The sequence below is a fragment of the Mesorhizobium sp. B3-2-1 genome, from assembly GCF_006439515.1.
Classification (GTDB): Bacteria; Pseudomonadota; Alphaproteobacteria; order Rhizobiales; family Rhizobiaceae; genus Mesorhizobium.
This window is the reverse complement of record NZ_VFTI01000018.1, coordinates 1-18,810: the sequence shown is the minus strand read 5'-3', so window position 1 is coordinate 18,810 and position 18,810 is coordinate 1. Positions and strand designations below refer to the sequence as shown.

General features: G+C 63.2%; 17 protein-coding genes and 1 pseudogene. 13 read left to right on the top strand and 5 right to left on the bottom strand.

The features are described 5' to 3' along the window. Positions 1 to 115: 115 nt before the first annotated feature. The 8 genes from dusB (at position 116) to hflX (ending at position 10,251) form a co-directional block, all read left to right on the top strand. Positions 116 to 1,144 (top strand): tRNA dihydrouridine synthase DusB, encoded by a 1,029-nt coding sequence (gene dusB / locus FJW08_RS19050; RefSeq protein WP_140811858.1) that lies wholly within the window; start codon positions 116 to 118, stop codon positions 1,142 to 1,144. Continuing rightward, entirely contained in the window at positions 1,141 to 2,283 is a 1,143-nt protein-coding gene (locus tag FJW08_RS19045; protein WP_140758646.1) for a nitrogen regulation protein NR(II), read from the top strand. Before dusB ends, FJW08_RS19045 begins: the two co-directional genes overlap by 4 nt. Continuing rightward, positions 2,280 to 3,740, top strand: a complete 1,461-nt coding sequence (gene ntrC / locus FJW08_RS19040) for a nitrogen regulation protein NR(I) (RefSeq protein ID WP_140758647.1) — start codon at positions 2,280 to 2,282, stop codon at positions 3,738 to 3,740. Before FJW08_RS19045 ends, ntrC begins: the two co-directional genes overlap by 4 nt. Positions 3,741 to 3,870: 130 nt before the next feature. After that, positions 3,871 to 6,156, top strand: coding sequence for a PAS domain-containing sensor histidine kinase (locus FJW08_RS19035; protein ID WP_181182976.1), 2,286 nt, complete (start codon positions 3,871 to 3,873; stop codon positions 6,154 to 6,156). Further along, positions 6,146 to 7,507 carry a sigma-54 dependent transcriptional regulator gene (locus FJW08_RS19030; RefSeq protein WP_140758649.1) on the top strand — a complete coding sequence of 454 codons (1,362 nt, stop codon included), beginning with the start codon at positions 6,146 to 6,148 and terminating at the stop codon, positions 7,505 to 7,507. The genes FJW08_RS19035 and FJW08_RS19030 overlap by 11 nt, the downstream gene beginning before the upstream one ends. Before the next feature lie 98 nt (positions 7,508 to 7,605). Then, positions 7,606 to 8,469 carry a D-amino-acid transaminase gene (locus tag FJW08_RS19025; protein WP_140811856.1) on the top strand — a complete coding sequence of 288 codons (864 nt, stop codon included), beginning with the start codon at positions 7,606 to 7,608 and terminating at the stop codon, positions 8,467 to 8,469. A 144-nt stretch (positions 8,470 to 8,613) separates the two neighbouring features. After that, complete coding sequence (gene hfq, locus FJW08_RS19020) at positions 8,614 to 8,859, top strand: RNA chaperone Hfq (RefSeq protein WP_006202172.1); 246 nt, start codon at positions 8,614 to 8,616, stop codon at positions 8,857 to 8,859. Then, positions 8,860 to 10,251, top strand: a complete 1,392-nt coding sequence (gene hflX, locus FJW08_RS19015) for a GTPase HflX (RefSeq protein WP_140811855.1) — start codon at positions 8,860 to 8,862, stop codon at positions 10,249 to 10,251. Positions 10,252 to 10,275: 24 nt separating this feature from the next. On the opposite strand, the gene mazG is transcribed toward hflX, so the two are convergent. Further along, a complete protein-coding gene (gene mazG / locus FJW08_RS19010) occupies positions 10,276 to 11,100 on the bottom strand; it encodes a nucleoside triphosphate pyrophosphohydrolase (protein ID WP_140811854.1) in 825 nt (274 codons plus the stop codon). A gap of 89 nt (positions 11,101 to 11,189) precedes the next feature. Then, a complete protein-coding gene (locus FJW08_RS19005; protein WP_140811924.1) occupies positions 11,190 to 12,374 on the bottom strand; it encodes an amino acid aminotransferase in 1,185 nt (394 codons plus the stop codon). Positions 12,375 to 12,503: 129 nt separating this feature from the next. Here FJW08_RS19005 and FJW08_RS19000 point away from each other — a divergent pair, with 129 nt between their 5' ends. The 5 genes from FJW08_RS19000 (at position 12,504) to FJW08_RS18980 (ending at position 16,301) form a co-directional block, all read left to right on the top strand. Continuing rightward, positions 12,504 to 13,097 (top strand): histidine phosphatase family protein, encoded by a 594-nt coding sequence (locus tag FJW08_RS19000; RefSeq protein ID WP_140811853.1) that lies wholly within the window; start codon positions 12,504 to 12,506, stop codon positions 13,095 to 13,097. An 87-nt stretch (positions 13,098 to 13,184) separates the two neighbouring features. Next, positions 13,185 to 13,703 carry a sigma-70 family RNA polymerase sigma factor gene (locus tag FJW08_RS18995; protein WP_246682433.1) on the top strand — a complete coding sequence of 173 codons (519 nt, stop codon included), beginning with the start codon at positions 13,185 to 13,187 and terminating at the stop codon, positions 13,701 to 13,703. After that, positions 13,700 to 14,473, top strand: coding sequence for an anti-sigma factor (locus tag FJW08_RS18990; protein WP_140811851.1), 774 nt, complete (start codon positions 13,700 to 13,702; stop codon positions 14,471 to 14,473). Before FJW08_RS18995 ends, FJW08_RS18990 begins: the two co-directional genes overlap by 4 nt. A gap of 24 nt (positions 14,474 to 14,497) precedes the next feature. Further along, positions 14,498 to 15,214 (top strand): Bax inhibitor-1/YccA family protein, encoded by a 717-nt coding sequence (locus FJW08_RS18985; protein WP_140758656.1) that lies wholly within the window; start codon positions 14,498 to 14,500, stop codon positions 15,212 to 15,214. A gap of 202 nt (positions 15,215 to 15,416) precedes the next feature. Beyond that, positions 15,417 to 16,301 (top strand): aldose 1-epimerase family protein, encoded by an 885-nt coding sequence (locus FJW08_RS18980; protein WP_140811850.1) that lies wholly within the window; start codon positions 15,417 to 15,419, stop codon positions 16,299 to 16,301. Positions 16,302 to 16,349: 48 nt separating this feature from the next. Here the strand turns inward: FJW08_RS18980 and FJW08_RS18975 are convergent, their stop codons facing one another. From FJW08_RS18975 to FJW08_RS18965, 3 genes and pseudogenes are all read right to left on the bottom strand, one after another. Further along, entirely contained in the window at positions 16,350 to 17,261 is a 912-nt protein-coding gene (locus FJW08_RS18975) for an agmatinase (RefSeq protein ID WP_140811849.1), read from the bottom strand. A gap of 153 nt (positions 17,262 to 17,414) precedes the next feature. Further along, positions 17,415 to 17,939: a dihydrofolate reductase family protein gene (locus FJW08_RS18970; protein WP_140811848.1), complete on the bottom strand. Its 525-nt coding sequence runs from the start codon at positions 17,937 to 17,939 to the stop codon at positions 17,415 to 17,417. 382 nt (positions 17,940 to 18,321) lie between these two features. After that, positions 18,322 to 18,810 (bottom strand): annotated as a pseudogene (locus FJW08_RS18965) (ISNCY family transposase); the annotation flags it as partial.

The following is an 18,810-nucleotide window of genomic DNA, read 5'->3' as shown; positions in this document are numbered from 1 at the left end:
GGCCGAAGGCCAGCATTTTCCCAATTGCGCCTTAATGTGGCGTCATTCCGCGTTGCACATTTCTCTCGATCTGGCTAGAGAATGTGCAGCGAATGGACATGCTTGGTTTTTGTGCATGGTTAACTTGATCAGATTGGCCGCGCCTCTCGACGTCGGCGGTGTGAGAATCCGCAACCGCGTCTTCCTCGCGCCGATGTCTGGGATTACCGACGAGGCGTTCAGGCAGCGCGCCCATGCGCATGGCGCCGGCCTAGTCGTGTCCGAAATGGTGGCCAGCGGCGAACTCGCCAAGGGCAGGGCCGGCTGCGACCTGCGCATACGTCATTCCGGCCTGCCCGTCCATATGGTGCAGCTTGCCGGCCGCGAGGCGATCCATATGGCCGAAGGCGCACGGATCGCCGCCGGCGAGGGCGCCGACATCATCGACATCAACATGGGCTGCCCGGCCAAGAAGGTCACCGGTGGCTATGCCGGTTCGGCATTGATGCTGGACCTCGACCACGCGATCTCGCTGATCGAGGCCGTGGTCGGCGCGGTCAAGGTGCCGGTCACGGTCAAGATGCGGCTGGGTTGGGACGAGGCGGCACTCAACGCTCCCGTCCTGGCGCGCCGTGCCGAGCAGGCGGGCGTCAAGATGGTCACGGTCCATGGCCGCACACGCTGCCAGTTCTACCAAGGTAAGGCGGATTGGCGCGCCATCGCTCGCGTCAAGGAGGCCGTATCCATCCCGGTCGTCGCCAATGGCGATGTCTGCTCCCCGGCTGAAGCCTCGGTCATTCTCGAACAGTCCGGCGCCGACGCAGTGATGGTCGGCCGCGCCCACTATGGCGCGCCGTGGGTCGCCGGCAGCATCGCTGCGGCTGCCGCCGGGGCATTTTCGCCCGGCATTCCCGAGACCCCGCAAGCGCTCGCCGACTATGTCGTTGCCCATTACGAGGACATGCTGGCGCTTTACGGCGCCGAGAGCGGCCTGCGCCAGGCCCGCAAGCATCTGGGCTGGTATCTTGATCGACATGCCGGGTGCGTCGCTGGCGACGGTAGAAAGGCGATAATGACCGCGTTCGAACCAGCCCGTGTCATCGCCTTGCTACGCGATGTGTTTTCGCGCGATCCGCAAACCATGAACCTGCGGAGTGCCGCATGACCGCCACCGCTAGCCAGAGCGTTGAAATGGCGGATGCCGCCCAGATCGTGCTGAATACGATCCGCCGCCCGGTGATCATGATCAGCGAGGAAGGCTTCATCACCTTCGCCAACGCCGATGCTGAGGATTTCTTTCGCTCCAGCGCGACCATGCTGGCGCGCAACACCCTTTCCAAGCTCATACCCTTCGGCAGCCCGTTGCTGACGCTGGTCGACCAGGTGCGCGAGCGCCGAGCGCCCGTCAACGAGTATCGGGTCGACGTCTCGTCACCCCGCCTCGGCATCGAGAAGGTCGTCGATCTCTATGTCGCGCCGGTGCCGGAGTTTCCGGGCTCCGTCGTGGTCATGTTCCAGGAGCGGTCGATGGCCGACAAGATCGACCGGCAGATGACGCATCGCGGCGCGGCGCGCTCGGTGACCGGCCTGGCGGCGATGCTAGCGCATGAGATCAAGAATCCGCTTTCCGGCATCAGGGGGGCGGCCCAACTGCTCGAACTGTCCGCCTCCGATGAGGATCGCGCGCTGACGCGGCTGATCACCGACGAAACGGACCGTATCGTGTCGCTGGTCGATCGTATGGAGGTTTTTTCCGACGAGCGGCCGATCGATCGCTATCCCGTCAACATCCATGTCGTGCTCGATCACGTGAAGGCAATCGCAAAGAACGGTTTCGCGAAGAAAATCAAGATATTGGAGGATTATGATCCATCATTGCCTCCAGTATTTGCAAACCGCGACCAGCTGATCCAGGTGTTCCTCAACCTGATCAAGAACGCCGCCGAGGCAATCGGCAGCGATCCACAGGGCGAAATCGTGCTGTCCACCGCCTTCCGGCCCGGTATTCGGGTTTCGGTCCCGGGCACGCAGGATCGTGTATCGCTGCCGCTGGAGTTCTGCGTGCGCGACAATGGTTCCGGCGTCTCGGAAGATATCCTGCCGATCCTGTTCGATCCCTTCATCACCACCAAGCCGAACGGCTCGGGTCTCGGGCTGGCGCTGGTCGCCAAGATCGTCGGTGAGCATGGCGGCATCATCGAGTGCGATTCGACGCCGCGCGCGACAACGTTCCGGGTCCTGATGCCGGCCTGGAAGGAAACGGCGCTGGGCGCCGATCAAGACGGCGAAGGAGACCGCAAATGACCGTTCGCGGCAATATTCTCGTCGCCGACGACGACGCGGCGATCCGCACCGTGCTCAATCAGGCGCTGTCGCGTGTCGGTCACGAGGTGCGCGTGACCTCCAACGCCTCGACGCTGTGGCGCTGGGTGGCCGCCGGCGAGGGTGACCTCGTCATCACCGACGTCGTGATGCCGGACGAGAACGCTTTCGACATGCTGCCGCGCATCAAGAAGGCGCGGCCGGAACTGCCCGTCATCGTCATGAGCGCCCAGAATACGTTCATGACGGCGATCCGCGCTTCCGAAACCGGCGCCTACGAATATCTGCCGAAGCCTTTCGACCTCACTGAACTCCTCAACATCGTCAACCGAGCACTGTCCGAGCCCCGGCGGCCCAAGATCGATGCCCGGCAGGAAGAGCAGCCCGAAACGATGCCGCTGGTCGGCCGTTCGGCGGCCATGCAGGACATCTACCGTATGCTGGCGCGCATGATGCAGACCGACCTGACGGTCATGATCTCGGGCGAATCGGGCACTGGCAAGGAACTGGTGGCGCGCGCGCTGCATGAATATGGACGCCGTCGTGGCGGTCCGTTCGTTGCCATCAACATGGCGGCGATCCCGCGCGACCTGATCGAATCGGAATTGTTCGGCCACGAGAAGGGCGCCTTCACCGGCGCTCAGAACCGCTCGACCGGCCGCTTCGAGCAGGCAGAGGGCGGCACGCTGTTCCTCGACGAGATCGGCGACATGCCGATGGAGGCGCAGACGCGCCTGCTGCGCGTCCTGCAGCAGGGCGAGTACACGACGGTTGGCGGCCGTACGCCGATCAAGACCGATGTGCGCATCGTCGCTGCCACCAACAAGGACCTGCGCACGCTGATCAACCAGGGTCTTTTCCGCGAGGACCTTTTCTACCGTCTCAACGTCGTACCGCTCAGGTTGCCGGCGCTGCGCGAGCGCTCCGAGGACGTGCCAGATCTGGTGCGCCATTTCTTCAAGCTTGGCGAGATGGAGGGGCTGCAGACCAAGCGTATCTCTTCCGGCGGCATCGAATTGATGAAGCGCTATCCATGGCCAGGCAATGTGCGCGAGCTGGAAAACCTCGTTCGCAGGCTCGCCGCGCTTTATTCGCAGGACGAGATTTCCGCCGAGATCATCGAGGCGGAGCTCAAGACAGGGGAACGCCCGGTGGTGCCAGGCGCCGGCAACCTCATTCCCGACGATCTTTCCATCGGCCAGGCGGTGGAGCACTTCCTGCAGCGCTATTTCGCCTCCTTTGCAGGCGAATTGCCGCCCGCTGGCCTCTACGAACGTATTCTATCCGAAGTCGAATACCCGTTGGTGCTGGCTTCGATGACGGCAACCCGCGGCAACCAGATCAAGGCCGCGGAGCTTTTGGGCCTCAACCGCAACACCTTGCGCAAGAAGATTCGCGAGTTGGGCGTCAACGTCTATAAGTCGTCCCGCCAGGCCTGAGCCGGCGCCGGGCACACGATCTTTTTCAGGGGACCGAACGGGGAAAGAGTCCCGTCGCTGTCACACTTGTTGCATAATCGCCACAATGCGTTGCATAGATCGGACGCAATCATTGGCTCTACACGGCGACATGGCTCCGCAGGCACCTGTACCCAACCAACCGCTTTTCAGCGAACCAGGCGCGCGCGACGGACGCCGGCTGCTGGCGCTGCCGGGCGTGATCGCGGTCGTCGGCGCCCTGATCATGGCGGCTATCTCGTTCGCGATCCTGGTCGGTGCGACACCGATCGCGCCGGACGCCAAGGCGACGTGGGCGCTGATCGCTCTCAACGCCGCCTTCGTGCTCGTTCTCATCGCGCTGGTCGGGCGCGAGGTGCATCGCATCGTCATGGCCCGCCGCCACGGCAAGGCGGCTTCCCGGCTGCATGTGCGCATCGTTGCCATGTTCGCGCTGGTTGCCGCCATTCCCGCCATCATGGTGGCGATCATCGCCTCGATCACGCTCGATATCGGCCTTGATCGCTGGTTCGAGATTCGCACCAAGACGATCGTCAATTCTTCGTTGTCGATCGCCGATGCCTATGTCCAGGAAAACGCCCGCAACCTGCAGGGCACGACGCTGTCGATGGCCTACGATCTCGATGCCTCCCGCACGCTGTACGGCCTCGATCGCACCGGCTTTCTCGACCTCATGAACAAGGAAGCCGTGGGCCGCTCGCTGGCGCACGCCGCGCTGATCAAGCCCGACGGCTCCTTCGTCATGAGCGCCAAGACCGATGCCGATTTCGCCATGCCGGAACCGCCGGAAGGAGCGGTTGCCACCGCCACCGACGGTAAGCCGGTGCTGATCGAGCCGCGCACGCGCAACATCATGGGCGCCATCGTCAAGTTGCGCCAGATCGAGGGCCTCTATCTCTACACCATCCGTCTGGTCGACCCAGAGGTGATCAAGGCGCGGCAGATCGTCAGGTCCAACACCGACGAGTATCGCAATCTCGAGGACAACAGGCGCACCTCGCAAGTGGCATTTGCGCTGCCCTATCTGTCGCTGACCCTGATCATCATCCTGTCGGCAATCTGGACCGGCATAGCCGTTGCCGACCGACTGGTGCGGCCAATCCGTCAGCTGATCGGCGCTGCCGATGAAGTCGCGACCGGCAATCTCGACGTCGCGGTGCCGGTGCGGCCATCCGATGGCGACGTCGCCTCGCTCGGCGATACGTTCAACAAGATGCTGCTGGAGCTCAAATCACAGCGCAACGAGATCCTGTCGGCGAAGGACCTGATCGACGAGAGGCGGCGTTTTTCGGAAGCCGTGCTTGCCGGTGTCACCGCCGGCGTCATCGGCGTCGACCCCTACGGCATCATCACCATCGTCAACCGTTCCGCCGAATCGATGCTGGCCATTTCCGCCAGCGCGGCACTCGGGCAGAACCTTTCCGCGATCCTGCCTCATGTCGGCCGCGTCTTCGAGATCGGCCGTAAGTCCGGCAAGCCGGTCTATCGCGAGCAGGTGACCTTCTATCGCGCCGGTGCCGAGCGGACCTTCAATGTGCAGGTCACCATCGAGGCCGGCGACGACGGCTCCGAGGAAAAGTCCTACGTCGTGACGGTGGATGACATTACCGACCTGGTTCAGGCCCAGCGTTCGTCCGCCTGGGCCGACGTGGCGCGGCGCATCGCCCACGAGATCAAGAATCCACTGACGCCGATCCAACTTTCCGCCGAGCGTATCAAGCGCCGCTACGGCAAGGTCATCACCGAGGACCGCGAAGTTTTCGACCAATGTACCGACACGATCATCCGGCAGGTGGAGGATATCGGCCGCATGGTCGACGAGTTCTCGGCCTTTGCGCGCATGCCAAAGCCCGAGATGAAGGCCATCGACCTGCGCGAATCGCTGCGCGAGGCTTCCTTCCTGGTCGAAGTCAGCCGTGCCGACATCACCTTCGAGCGGATATTCGGCAATGAGCCGCTCAAGGGCACTTTCGACAGCCGGTTGATGGCCCAGGCCTTCGGCAATGTGATCAAGAATGCCGCCGAGGCGATCGACGGGCTGGAACAGAAGGATGGTTCGCACGGCATAATCCGGATTCAAGCCGGGCGCCAGAATGGCGCGATTCGCATCGACGTCATCGACAATGGCAAAGGCCTGCCGCGCGAGAATCGCCAGCGGTTGCTGGAGCCTTATATGACCACACGCGAAAAGGGCACCGGGCTTGGTCTCGCTATCGTCAAAAAGATCGTGGAGGACCATGGCGGCAGGCTGGAACTCCATGACGCGCCTGCGGACTTCCATGGCGGGCGCGGCGCGATGATCAGCATCATCCTGCCGCCCGCGGCCAGCACTCTGCCGCGGGGCGAAAGCAGGGCGGACCACGAAAGAGAAACTGAAAAGGTCGGTAATGGCGTCTGATATTCTGATCGTCGATGACGAGGAAGACATCCGCGAACTCGTCGCGGGCATCCTGAGTGACGAGGGTCACGAAACCCGTACGGCATTCGATGCCGACAGCGCCCTGGCGGCCATCGCCGATCGAGCGCCGAGGCTGATCTTCCTGGACATCTGGCTGCAAGGTTCGCGCCTGGACGGGTTGGCGCTGCTGGACGAGATCAAGACCATGCACCCGAACCTGCCCGTGGTGATGATTTCAGGCCACGGCAACATCGAAACCGCGGTTTCCGCCATCCGTCGCGGCGCCTATGACTTCATCGAGAAGCCGTTCAAGGCCGACAGGCTGATCCTCATCGCCGAACGTGCGCTCGAGACCTCGAAATTGCGCCGCGAGGTTTCCGATCTCAAGCTGCGTAGCGGCGAGACCTTCGACCTGATCGGCATGTCGTCGGCGATGAGCCAGTTGCGCCAGACCATCGAGCGTGTCGCGCCGACCAACAGCCGCGTGATGATCGTTGGGCCCTCCGGTTCGGGCAAGGAGCTGGCAGCGCGCGCCATCCATACGCTTTCGGCCCGCAAGGGCGCGCCGTTCGTGACGCTGAGCGCCGCCAACATCACGCCCGAACGCATGGAGATCGAACTGTTCGGCACCGAATCGAACGGAGTCGAGCGCAAGGTGGGAGCGCTGGAGGAAGCCCATCGCGGTATTCTCTACATCGACGAAGTGGCCGACATGCCGCGCGAAACGCAGAACAAGATTTTGCGCGTGCTGGTCGAACAGCAGTTCGAGCGGGTGGGCGGTACAAAGCGGGTCAAGGTCGATGTCCGCATCATTTCCTCAACCTCGCAGAACCTGGAGGCGATGATCGCCGACGGGCGATTCCGCGAGGATCTTTACCATCGGCTCGCCGTGGTTCCGGTCATGGTGCCAGGGCTGGCCGAACGGCGCGAGGACATTCCCTATCTCGTCGACAATTTCATGAAGCAGATCGCCCGCCAAGCCGGCATCAAGCCGCGCCGCATCGGCGACGATGCGCTGGCCGTGCTGCAGGCGCACAACTGGCCGGGCAACGTGCGTCAGCTCCGCAACAACGTCGAGCGGCTGATGATCCTGGCGCGCGGCGAGGATGTCGACGCGCCGATCACCGCGGATCTGCTGCCGTCCGAAATCGGCGATGTCATGCCGCGCACGCCCAACCAGTCGGACCAGCACATCATGGCGCTTCCGCTGCGCGAGGCACGCGAACAGTTCGAAAAGGACTATCTGATCGCCCAGATCAACCGGTTCGGCGGCAACATCTCGAAGACGGCCGAGTTCATCGGCATGGAGCGCTCCGCTTTGCATCGCAAGCTGAAGTCGCTGGGCGTCTGACGCGCGGCGTCCATCGGCCGCGCCTGGGCCAAGCATTTGCCGGTTACGGCGGCGGCGGAATCGCATAAGAAAGCCCGAGAATTTTCCAGGGGTTGCCAATGCCGCGCATTGCCTATGTCAACGGGCGCTACGTCGCTCATGCGGACGCTTCCGTGCATATCGAGGATCGCGGTTACCAGTTCGCCGACGGCGTCTACGAGGTCTGCGAGGTGGCACGCGGCTTCATCGTCGACATGCCGCGTCACCTTGCCCGGCTGAACCGCTCGCTGACCGAACTGTCGATCGCCTGGCCGGTGACGCGCAACGTATTGCCGCTGATCCTGCGCGAAGTGGTCAACCGCAATCATGTCGCCAACGGCCTGGTCTATGTCCAGGTGACGCGCGGGGTCGCCAGCCGCGATTTCGTTTTTCCGTCGGCGGACACGAAGCCGGCTCTGGTGGTGACCGCCAAGAAGGCGGATCCTGCCGCCGGCACGAAACGGGCCGAGACGGGTATCGCGGTCATCACCGTGCCCGAGAACCGTTGGGATCGCGTCGACATCAAGAGTACCGGTTTGCTGCCCAATGTATTGGCCAAGCAGAAGGCCAGGGAAGCCGGTGCCCAGGAAGCCTGGTTCGTGGACACGGATGGCAACGTCAAGGAAGGCGGCTCGTCGAATGCCTGGATCGTTACCAGGGATGGCGTTCTGGTCACCAGGCCGGCCGAACATGGCATTCTGCGCGGCATCACGCGCACCACCATGTTCGAAGTCGCGGCAAAGCTCGGCCTGAAGATCGAGGAGCGTGGATTTTCCGTTGCCGAGGCCAAGGCGGCTCGCGAAGCATTCATCAGTTCGGCGACGACTATTGCCATGCCGATCGTGACCATTGACGGTGATCCCATAGCCAATGGACACCCCGGCTCAATAACACTTTCGTTGCGGCAGGCCTTTTTTGACATTGCGGAAAAAAGTCCAGCCTGATAACCGCACAGGTGGAATGAACATCAATATATCTCGTTCTGCTTGTCGTTACTGACGGCAAGAGGCTGTTTGCGCGCTTGACATGTGCCCGGTAATTTGGCGCATTGGCTGCAAACCGAAGGGGATCGGCGAAAGACAAAAACAATGGCGGAACGATCGCAAAACCTTCAGGACCTGTTCCTGAATTCAGTTCGCAAGAGCAAGAACCCGCTCACCATCTTCCTCATCAACGGCGTGAAGCTGACCGGCGTGGTCACCTCCTTCGACAATTTCTGCGTCCTGTTGCGCCGCGACGGCCACTCCCAGCTCGTCTACAAGCACGCCATTTCCACGATCATGCCGAGCCAGCCGGTTCAGATGTTCGATGGCGAGGAAAGCCAGGGCGCCTGATTGGCACGTGAGAGAGACGCGGACGGCACGGTTCGCGGAAAATCAGCGCATCATCCCGGGACGGAAGCCGAAGCCCCGACCCGGGCCGTTGTCATTGTGCCTGTGCTTACCCGCCAACCGCGCAATGACGATGACACGAGCCGTCCCCGGCTGACACGCTCGGCCGAGGCGCGCCATGATGAAGCAGTCGGCCTTGCCCGCGCCATCGACCTTGATCTGATCCATACGGCGGTCGTCACCGTCAACGACCCGCGTCCGGCGACATTGCTGGGCAGCGGCAAGGTCGAGGAGTTCGCCGGGATCGTCAAGGAAGGGCACGCGGAAGTGGTCATCGTCGACCATCCGCTGACGCCGGTGCAGCAGCGCAATCTCGAGAAGGAATTCAACGCCAAGGTGCTGGATCGCACGGGGCTGATCCTGGAGATTTTCGGCGAGCGGGCGCGCACCAAGGAAGGCACGCTGCAAGTCGAGCTTGCCCATCTCAACTACCAGAAGGGCCGCCTGGTGCGCAGCTGGACCCACCTGGAGCGTCAGCGTGGCGGTGCCGGCTTCCTCGGCGGCCCCGGTGAAACGCAGATCGAATCCGATCGGCGGCAGTTGCAGGAAAAGATCATAAAGCTGAAGCACGAGCTGGAAACCGTGCGCCGCACCCGCGACCTGCATCGCGCCAAGCGCAAGAAGGTGCCATTTCCGGTGGTGGCGATCGTCGGCTACACCAACGCCGGGAAGTCGACGCTGTTCAACAAGCTGACCGGGGCAGGGGTGCTGGCGCAGGACATGCTGTTTGCCACGCTTGATCCGACACTGCGCCGCGTGCGGCTGCCGCATGGCACGCCGATCATTCTTTCCGACACGGTGGGCTTCATTTCGGACCTGCCGACGCATCTGATTGCGGCGTTCCGCGCGACCTTGGAAGAGGTCGTAGAGGCCGATCTCGTTATCCATCTGCGCGACATTTCCGATCCCGATACGGCGGCGCAGGCCGAAGATGTCGAACGCATCCTCGCCGACCTCGGCGTCGACGCCAGCGACACCAAGCGCATGATCGAAGTCTGGAACAAGATCGACCTGCTGGACGAAGGCAACAGGCAACGGCTGCTCGCCGACGGCGCCGGCGGCGGCAAGGAGCCGCCAATCGCCGTATCGGCGGTATCGGGCGAAGGCATCGATGCGCTGAAGGCGATCATCGAAACGCGGATGGCCGGCGAGCTGCGAGATCTGACGGTGACGATCGAGCCGGCCCAGTTTGGCCTTCTCGATTGGCTTTACCGCAATGGCGATGTCGTTTCGCGAACCGACAATGACGACGGCAGCGCCACCATCTCGCTCCGGGCCACGCAAAGCGCCCGTGAAGAGATCGAAAGCCGATTGCGCCGCAGAAACAATGGCTAACGCGCAGCAATCCAGGAAGAAGTGCTACTTCGCGTTTTTTGCTTCCTGCCAGAGCGCTTCCATTTCCTCCAGGGTAGCTTCCTCCAGCGAGCCGCCTGCCTTTTCCAGGGCCTGCTCGACATAGTGGAAGCGTGAGCGGAATTTCTCGTTGGTGCCGCTCAGCGCCGCTTCCGAATCGAGCTTCAGGTGACGCCCAAGATTGACGACGGCAAACAACATGTCGCCGAACTCGTCCTTGATCTCAGCCGTTTCACCCTTGGCCAGAGCCTCGCGCAACTCCCCGATCTCTTCCTCGATCTTGTCCAGGATGGGAGCAGCCTCGCTCCAGTCGAAGCCGACACGGGCGGCCTTTTCCTGAAGTTTCAAGGCTCGCGTCAAGGCGGGCAGGGCGACCGGAACACTGTCCAGGAATCCCTTGCCATTGTCCTCGGGGTCGAGGCCACGCGCGAGGCGGGCTTGCCGCTTCTCGGCCTTCTCCTGCGCCTTGATCTTCTCCCACATGCCCTTGGCCATGCCGGCGCTGCGAGCCTTCTCGTCGCCAAAGACGTGTGGATGGCGGCGGATCATCTTGGTGGTGATGGCCTGGACCACGTCAGGGAACGCGAATTCACCGGCCTCCTGCGCCATCTGGGCATGGTAGACGACCTGCAGCAGGAGGTCGCCAAGCTCGTCGCGCAGGTCGTCGAGATCGGCGCGCGCAATGGCGTCCGCCACCTCATAGGCCTCCTCGATCGTATAGGGGGCGATGGTGGAGAAATTCTGCTCGATGTCCCACGGGCAGCCGGTCTTCGGCGCGCGCAACGCGGCCATGATCTCGATCAGGCGTGAAATGTCTTTCGATGGCGTCATGCGGCGGATGCTATCGCGCGAACCGCCGCGCGGCCAACGCTGTCAGCCGGCGAGGGGGCCTTGTCCACAGTTGCACCGTACCCGCTTCGTCAGTCCAGCACGGAAACGATCGCCTTGGCGAGGCCATCCATGCCGTCCTCGGGCAGGCCGGCCACGTTGATGCGGCTGTCGCCGACCATGTAGACGGCGTGCTCGGCGCGCAGCCGTTCGACCTGCGCTTCCGTGAGGCCAAGCCGGGAGAACATGCCGCGATGGCTGGCAACGAAGTCGAAACGGTCGGAATTGGATTGCCGGCGCAGAGCCTCGGCGAACGCGACCCTAAGCCTCAGCATACGCAGGCGCATCTCTTCCAACTCTGCTTCCCAGTCGGCACGCAGCGTGGCGTCTTCCAGCACGATGCGCACCGCGGCCGCGCCATGGTCCGGCGGCATCGAATACATCGCGCGCGCCGCCGACAGCATCTGGCTCATCGCGACGTCGGCGTGCGCGCCGTCCCTGGCCAGGACCATCGCCGCGCCGACACGATCACGGTAGACGGCGAAATTCTTCGAGCAACTCGATGCGACGACCATTTCCGGGAGTTTCGCGGCCAGCAGCCGCAAGCCGAGCGCATCGGCCTCGAGGCCGTCGCCAAAGCCCTGATAGGCGATGTCGACAAATGGCAGCAAGCCACGCTCGACGATGAGATCGGTGACGGCCTCCCACTGAGCCACATCCAGATTGGCGCCGGTCGGGTTGTGGCAGCAGCCATGCAGCAGCACCACGTCACCGCTGTCTGCCGTCCGCAATGCCGCCAGCATGTCGTCGAAACGAACCGCACCCGAGGCTGCATCGAAATAGGGATATTCGCGAATCTGCAGGCCGGCGGCACGCATCACCGGCATATGGTTCGGCCAGGTCGGATCGGAGACCCAGACCGTCGCGTCCGATCGTGTGCGCTTGAGCAGTTCGGCCACCAGCCGTAACGCGCCGGAGCCGCCAGGCGCCTGCGCCGCACGGATGCGCGACAGGTCCGCACCCGGACCGAAGGCGAGCTTGGCCATCACAGTGTTGAAAGCGGTATCGCCGGCAAGGCCGAGATAGGTCTTGGTATCCTGTCCCTCCAGCAGCCGCTTCTCGGCTTCGCGCACGGCGCGCATGACCGGCGTCTTGCCGTCGCGATCCTTGTAGACGCCGACGCCGAGGTCGACCTTGCCAGGGCGCGGATCGGCGCGATAAAGCCCGATCAGCGCAAGAATCTTGTCGGCGGGAGCTGGCTGCAGGTGTTCGAACATCATTATGGTTCCGTTGGCGCGGCGGAGTGATACGCAAATTGGCCAGGTTTCACCAGCGGTTTCGGTGCGCCGACACGAAAAGCGGCACCTGTCGGGATAGCTTCCACCTACTCAGAGAAAGCATTCTCCATGCTCGTCCGTCTGACCATGATCTGCGCCGGCGCCACGGCGGCGACCCGCAAAGGATCGTTTCCTTCGGATGAACCGCTGGAACCACGATCGCTGACATTGGCAAAGGCGATGCGCGGGACGCTGCGCCGCGCCGACCGTGTGTTGACGGGCCCTGCGCTTCGCGCCTGTCAGACCGCTGAGGCGCTATCGCTGGATGCGTCTGTCGATACGATGCTGGCGGACCAGAATTGCGGACGATGGGCAGGCAAGAGCTTTGACGAGGTGCAGGCGCTACACCCGGACGAGATCGCCGCCTGGCGCACGGATCCGAGTGCGGCCCCGCATGGTGGTGAATCGCTGGCCGACATTGCCCAACGGGCCGCTGGTTTGATGGATCGATTGATCGCCGAACGTGGTCACACGATCGCCGTGACGCATGCCAGCGTCATCCGCGCCGCGATCCTGCACGTTCTCAGCGCGCCGCTTGCCGCCGGTTGGAAGATCGACATCGAGCCGCTGAGCATCACCGATTTTCGCAGCGACGGCCGCAGGTGGATGCTGCGCGCCTGCGGCGTGAGCGCTCCCAAACGGGCAAGTCCGCGTCGGGACTGAAGAGCAGAGCTGGATATCGGCGAAGAAAAAGACAGCCGCCGGGATTAGAATCCCCACATGCTCCGTAAACAGGGCATGAAACCGTCGATGCCACGCTTTGACATCATAGGACAGCTCGGGTCGCTGCGGCGCTACGCGCGTTCGCTGACGCGCGACGGCGTCGAGGCCGAGGATCTCGTGCATGACGCGCTGGTACGCGCCTATGAGCGGCGCGGCACCTTCCGCTCCGGCGGAAACCTGCGGGCATGGCTGCTGTCGATCGTCCACAACACCTTCATCGACCGCATGCGCTCACGCCGCTCGGAAGCGGCACGTCTCGAACAGGCCGGATATCTGGCCGACGGCAGCACGCCGGCGCCGCAGGAACATTCCGTGCGCCTGGCGCAGGTGCGCGAAGCCTTTTTCAGCCTGCCGGAAGAGCAGCGATCGGCGCTGCATCTGGTCGCCATCGAGGGGCTCTCCTACCAGCAGGCGGCAAATGCCAGCGGCGTGCCGCTGGGCACGCTGATGTCGCGTATCGGCAGGGCGCGCGCGGCCCTGCGCCAGCTGGAAGAGGCGCCGGCGCGGGGCAAAAATCATCTCAGGATCGTGGGAGGTGACTCATGATCGCTCTTGTCGACCCGGTTACGGACGCCGATCTCGACGCCTATGTCGACGACCAGCTTGATGTCGCTCGCCGCATCGAGGTCGAAGCTTTCCTGTCCGCGCGTCCGGAGGCGGCCGCGCGCGTGATGGCGGATCTGCGCACCCGCGACGAACTGCGCGTGGCGCTGGCCGGCTCCGAGGGCATGGCGCGACCCGCGACGGCCGATGCCGCGCGGCGGCTGGAGAGGGGCCTTGGCCGGGGCCGCATCTTCGGCGTGCTGCAACGCGCGGCGGCGGTCGCCGCTTTCGTTGCCGCCGGCTGGCTGGCCAACGGCATCGTCGGGCCGATGTCGGTGACCAAGGTCGTCGCTTCGCCGCAGCCGCCCGCCTATGTCGACGAGGCGGTACAGGCACACAGGACGACGCTGCTGCGCGAAAACATGCCCTCGCAGACCGAGGCGCCCAATTACAATGCCGGCGAGATCCGCGCCGCCACCGCCATCGTCATGCCATCGCTGCCGAAGGACTGGAAAGTCCGCGACGTGCAGATCTATCCGTCGCGCTTCGGCCCGAGCGTCGAGATTGCGGTTGAAACGAAGGAGATGGGCCTGGTGTCGCTGTTCGCGATCCGGCCGGGCACTTTCGATGTGGTCAAACCGACCGTCGCGCCCTCCGGCGATATCTCCTCGGCCTACTTCCAGATCGGCGATGTCGCCTACGCGGTTGTCGCGAAGAGCGAGGTTCACGATCTCGACCGCGCCGCCGAAACGCTCGCCAGAACGCTTTACTGACCGATCCTCAAAGGAGACCTGAAAATGAATACGCCCAATCTTGGATACCGCGTCGGCGCGGGCGCCCGGACCGGAGCCGTCTATGACGAGGGCCTGCGCCAGCACATGCTGCGCGTCTACAATTATATGGGCCTCGGCCTGGTGGTTACCGGCCTTGTCGCCTTCCTGGTGTCGTCGACGCCCGCCCTCTATGTGCCGATCTTTTCCAGCCCGCTGAAATGGGTGGTGATGCTGGCGCCGCTCGCCTTCGTGCTCCTGTTCTCGTTCAAGATGCAGACCATGTCGGCGGCAAGCGCGCAGGCAATGTTCTGGGCCTTTTGTGCCGTCATGGGCCTGTCGCTGGCCTCGGTGTTCCTGGTCTTCACCGGAACCAGCATCGCGCGCACCTTCTTCATCGCCGCTACCATGTTCGGTGCCACCAGCCTCTATGGCTACACGACCAGGCGCGACCTGACCCAGTTCTCGTCCTTCCTGATCATGGGCCTGATCGGCGTGGTGATCGCCAGCATTGTCAACATCTTCCTCGGCTCGACCGCGCTGCAGTTCGCCATTTCGGTGATCGGCATCGCCGTATTCATCGGCCTGACCGCCTGGGACACGCAGACGATCAAGGAGCAGTATGCGGAGAACTTCGACGCGGAGTCGCGCCAGAAGCTCGCCGTCTTCGGCGCCTTCTCGCTCTATCTGAACTTCATCAACATCTTCCAGCTGCTGTTGAATTTCACCGGCGAGCGGGAATAGTCAGAACCGTAGCAGGCAACATCTGGCATCCTGCCGTGGCCGGAGGGAAACCTCCGGCCATTTTCATTCGAAAGGGCGCCTGGCCCTTGGCGCCATCGACGTTCATCGCGACTGTGTGAAATGCAAACGCCGTCCGCCGCCTTGAGTTCACGCCCGGCCATTTGCTAACCTGCCGGCCATGCCAGACAGACCGCGAGGACAAATGGAACAGGACAGCCTGACGCTTCACGGCGACGGTATATCGGCAACCATTGCCGGGCAGGGCGCCGAACTGGTTTCGCTGAGGGATGCGCAAGGATTTGAGTTCCTGTGGCAGGCCGGACCAGCCTGGCGGCGCCATTCACCGGTGCTGTTTCCGATCGTCGGCCGGCTGAAGGGCGATCAACTGCGCCATCGCGGCCAGACCTATCCGATGACGCAGCACGGCTTCGCCCGCGATATGCCATTTGCCTGGGCGGAGAGGGGGCCTCGATCCTGCACGCTGGTGCTCGCCGATGACGCGGAAACCCGAACGCACTACCCGTTCGCATTCCGCCTGGCTGTGACCTATACGCTGGGCGAGGGTCAACTCGACATAGGATTAGAGATCACCAACACCGGCGACGAGCCGTTGCCGGCCTCGATCGGGGCGCATCCGGCATTCAACTGGCCACTTCTGCCCGGTGTGGCCAAAACGGATTATCGGCTGATCTTTTCCGATGACGAGCCAGCGCCGATCCGCCGGCTGAAGGATGGCCTGCTCACCGCGACGCCGCAGCCAACGCCTGTCAAAGGCAATATCCTCGAGCTCTCCGAAGGGCTTTTCGAGGACGACGCCGTGATCATGGACCGGCCGGCCAGCAACAGCATTCGCTACGGCGCCGGTCACGGCCCGGCGATTGAGGTCTCGTGGCAGGGACTTCAGGAACTGGGCATCTGGTCCAAACCCGGCGGCGCACCGTTCCTGTGCATCGAGCCTTGGCACGGCATTGCCAGCCCGCTGGATTTCGATGGAGAGTTCATCGACAAGCCGGGCCTGATGCTGATCGCGCCGGGCGCGAAGCGTTCGTTGAGTTACCGGATCAGGCTGGAGCAGGGGCCTCGGTAAAGTTTCCTGCAAGCCGGACCGGGGGCATATTCGACCTCAGGTCGGGTTTCAAACCTGCCGGACCACGGCGCCGATCACATTGACGAGAAGGCGCGCGGCGATGAGCGCCGACAGGCCGTCAATGTCGGCTGGCGGATAGAGCTCGACAAGATCGAATCCGGCGATCCTCGCCCGCTTGCCGAGGCCTGCGATGAGATCGATGACATGCGTGTAAGTGAGGCCGCCGGGCGTACGCGCGGCCACGCCGGGCATGATGCCTGGGTCGAGACTGTCGCAGTCGAAGGTGACGACGACCCGCGCGCCTTCCGGAATATGGCTGAGCGCCGCTTCGACACCTTGGGCGTGGACCTCGCGGGCGGTGACGAAACGGCTGCCATAGTGCCGCGCCGCTTCGATCTCCGTGAGGCGTGCGCTGCCGACGCTGCGCAGTCCGACCTGCACCATGCCGGCGACATGCGCCATCTCGCTCGCCCGGCGCATCGGGCTGGAGTAACCGTGGCGTTCGCCATGCACTTCGTCACGCCAGTCGATATGGGCGTCGATCTGCAGGATCCAGACAGGTCCGTGATCCGCGAAGCCGGCGAGGAAGGGACTGACCACGGAATCGTCGCCGCCGAGCAGGATGGGCACGGCCGGCAAGGTCAGGACTTCGCGCGTCTTCGCCTCGATCCGGGCGCGGTTGCCGGCATTGTCATGCATGATGGTCAGGATGTCGCCGGCGTCGACGCAGCAGATCGGCCTGCCGTCGAACAACGGGCCGCCGAGATCGAAATCCCAATGCTCGAAGAGCGCAGCATCATCCTGGCTTGCAACACGGATGGCATCGGCGGCCAAGGCGTGGCCGCCGCTGTCTTTGCCGGGATAGGTGCTGCCGTGACCGGCACCGAAGATCACCGCACGGGGCACCGTGCCATCGGCGAGGCGATCGGGCAGGCCGAGAAAGGAAGATCGAGTGATCATCTGATTGCCTTGAAATCCAGCCGAAGCCTGATGAGCAGTTTGGGACAGGGTAATTGCTTCGCCGGCCGGATTCCATTGCCGAAATCGCCGCCCGGAGGGTTCCGCCGGTCTTGGCTTTGAGGCACCTTTTGGCTGGGACATTGAGGGTCCTGATCAGGCAGAAACGTATGTCAATCTGACCACGTCCTTGCCGATCCGGTCGCTGGCCACGAGGCGGAGCGGTGGCCGGGGACCGGCGAAGAACGGCTTGCCGTGACCGAGCACGGCAGGATGGAAGTAGAGTCGATACTCATCGATGAAACCGGTCAGGCTTCGCGCCAGGTCTGGTCCGGAAACGGAAATCTCACCCGTCAGCTGATCTTTCAGCCTGCGTATCGCAGCCTCCGTGTCATCAGCGACAAGCGTGGCGTTAGGGCCGACCGACTTCAGCGAGCGCGAGACAACCCATTTCGGTTGCCGTCGCCATGCCGCCGCGAACTCGCGTAAATCCGGCGTCCACTCCGGATGGTCTTCATCCCAATAGCGCATGACCTCGTACATGCCGCGACCGTACACGCTGCCCGTCAGGCCGCGGACGTGCTCGATCCAATGACGGAAGAGCGTGGCATCGGGCCCAAATGCCTGGTGGTCGACATAGCCATCCAAGGACAGGTTCATTCCGAAGACGAGCTTAGCCATGGCGCAAATCTCCATCCCAAGTTGCTTCAGGATACCCCAAGCCGCCAGAACTGTAAGTGAAGGTTTGGGCGCAATTTGAAAATTGCCAGAGGTATGCAGATTGCGTGCGGGGCGCGACGCGAGCGCGCGCGTGGCATCGCATTTCGCCATCCACCGACTTATGGCAGATGTGGCGGCGATGTAGAAATGTCGCTCGCTCTGCAAAGTAGAAATGTCGCATTGGCCGTTCCAAAGGGGCAGGGTGCAGCAAGTTAGAAATGCGACAGTGACGCACTTCCTGGCGCCGACATGAGCGCCCGATCGGGCGTAAGCTGGTCCGGGTTGCGCAGCCCGATCGGGGGCGTTCCAGCTTGGCTCCCTGGCTTTAGCTTTGAGAGCCGCTTCACTCGGCAGCGGTCAACCTTGCCAGTGCCTGTTCTCGTCGCGCGATAACTGCAGGATCGTTTATGAAATCCGTCCTGCGGCCCGGTTTCGTTCCGCGCTTCTTGTAGGCGGTCTGCTCGCTGTTGGTCTTGATCTTCGGCGCAGGCCGCGCCTCGTCCTGCTGAGCCTTGATCCAAGTCAGCACTTCGCCGAGCCGCTTGTTCTCGGTGACCGCCGTGTGCGTGATGCGCTGCTCCTTGTCGAACACGGTGTAGGGCAAGGAACACGCCTTCCAGCGAACGTCCAGCCGACCGTCGGCGAACTCGTAGATATCGACGTATTTGCCGACCAGTCCGCACGAAAGCTCGTTCTTCTCAAGCATGATTTGCCTGCGTTCGTAGGAGAACGACAATTGCTCGCCGACATAACGTTGCTCCCGCTTGCACAGCACGTCACGCAGCCGATCCGCCGCAGCATTCAACGCGCGATGCAGATTGTCCGGTCGGGC

Bases quoted from the DNA above. Each gene is read 5' to 3' on its own strand.
- dusB (WP_140811858.1), top strand. From the start codon at position 116: ATGGTTAACTTGATCAGATTGGCCGCGCCTCTCGACGTCGGCGGTGTG.
- FJW08_RS19045 (WP_140758646.1), top strand. From the start codon at position 1,141: ATGACCGCCACCGCTAGCCAGAGCGTTGAAATGGCGGATGCCGCCCAG.
- ntrC (WP_140758647.1), top strand. From the start codon at position 2,280: ATGACCGTTCGCGGCAATATTCTCGTCGCCGACGACGACGCGGCGATC.
- FJW08_RS19035 (WP_181182976.1), top strand. From the start codon at position 3,871: ATGGCTCCGCAGGCACCTGTACCCAACCAACCGCTTTTCAGCGAACCA.
- FJW08_RS19030 (WP_140758649.1), top strand. From the start codon at position 6,146: ATGGCGTCTGATATTCTGATCGTCGATGACGAGGAAGACATCCGCGAA.
- FJW08_RS19025 (WP_140811856.1), top strand. From the start codon at position 7,606: ATGCCGCGCATTGCCTATGTCAACGGGCGCTACGTCGCTCATGCGGAC.
- hfq (WP_006202172.1), top strand. From the start codon at position 8,614: ATGGCGGAACGATCGCAAAACCTTCAGGACCTGTTCCTGAATTCAGTT.
- mazG (WP_140811854.1), bottom strand. From the start codon at position 11,100: ATGACGCCATCGAAAGACATTTCACGCCTGATCGAGATCATGGCCGCG.
- FJW08_RS19005 (WP_140811924.1), bottom strand. From the start codon at position 12,374: ATGTTCGAACACCTGCAGCCAGCTCCCGCCGACAAGATTCTTGCGCTG.
- FJW08_RS19000 (WP_140811853.1), top strand. From the start codon at position 12,504: ATGCTCGTCCGTCTGACCATGATCTGCGCCGGCGCCACGGCGGCGACC.
- FJW08_RS18995 (WP_246682433.1), top strand. From the start codon at position 13,185: ATGCCACGCTTTGACATCATAGGACAGCTCGGGTCGCTGCGGCGCTAC.
- FJW08_RS18990 (WP_140811851.1), top strand. From the start codon at position 13,700: ATGATCGCTCTTGTCGACCCGGTTACGGACGCCGATCTCGACGCCTAT.
- FJW08_RS18985 (WP_140758656.1), top strand. From the start codon at position 14,498: ATGAATACGCCCAATCTTGGATACCGCGTCGGCGCGGGCGCCCGGACC.
- FJW08_RS18980 (WP_140811850.1), top strand. From the start codon at position 15,417: ATGGAACAGGACAGCCTGACGCTTCACGGCGACGGTATATCGGCAACC.
- FJW08_RS18975 (WP_140811849.1), bottom strand. From the start codon at position 17,261: ATGATCACTCGATCTTCCTTTCTCGGCCTGCCCGATCGCCTCGCCGAT.
- FJW08_RS18970 (WP_140811848.1), bottom strand. From the start codon at position 17,939: ATGGCTAAGCTCGTCTTCGGAATGAACCTGTCCTTGGATGGCTATGTC.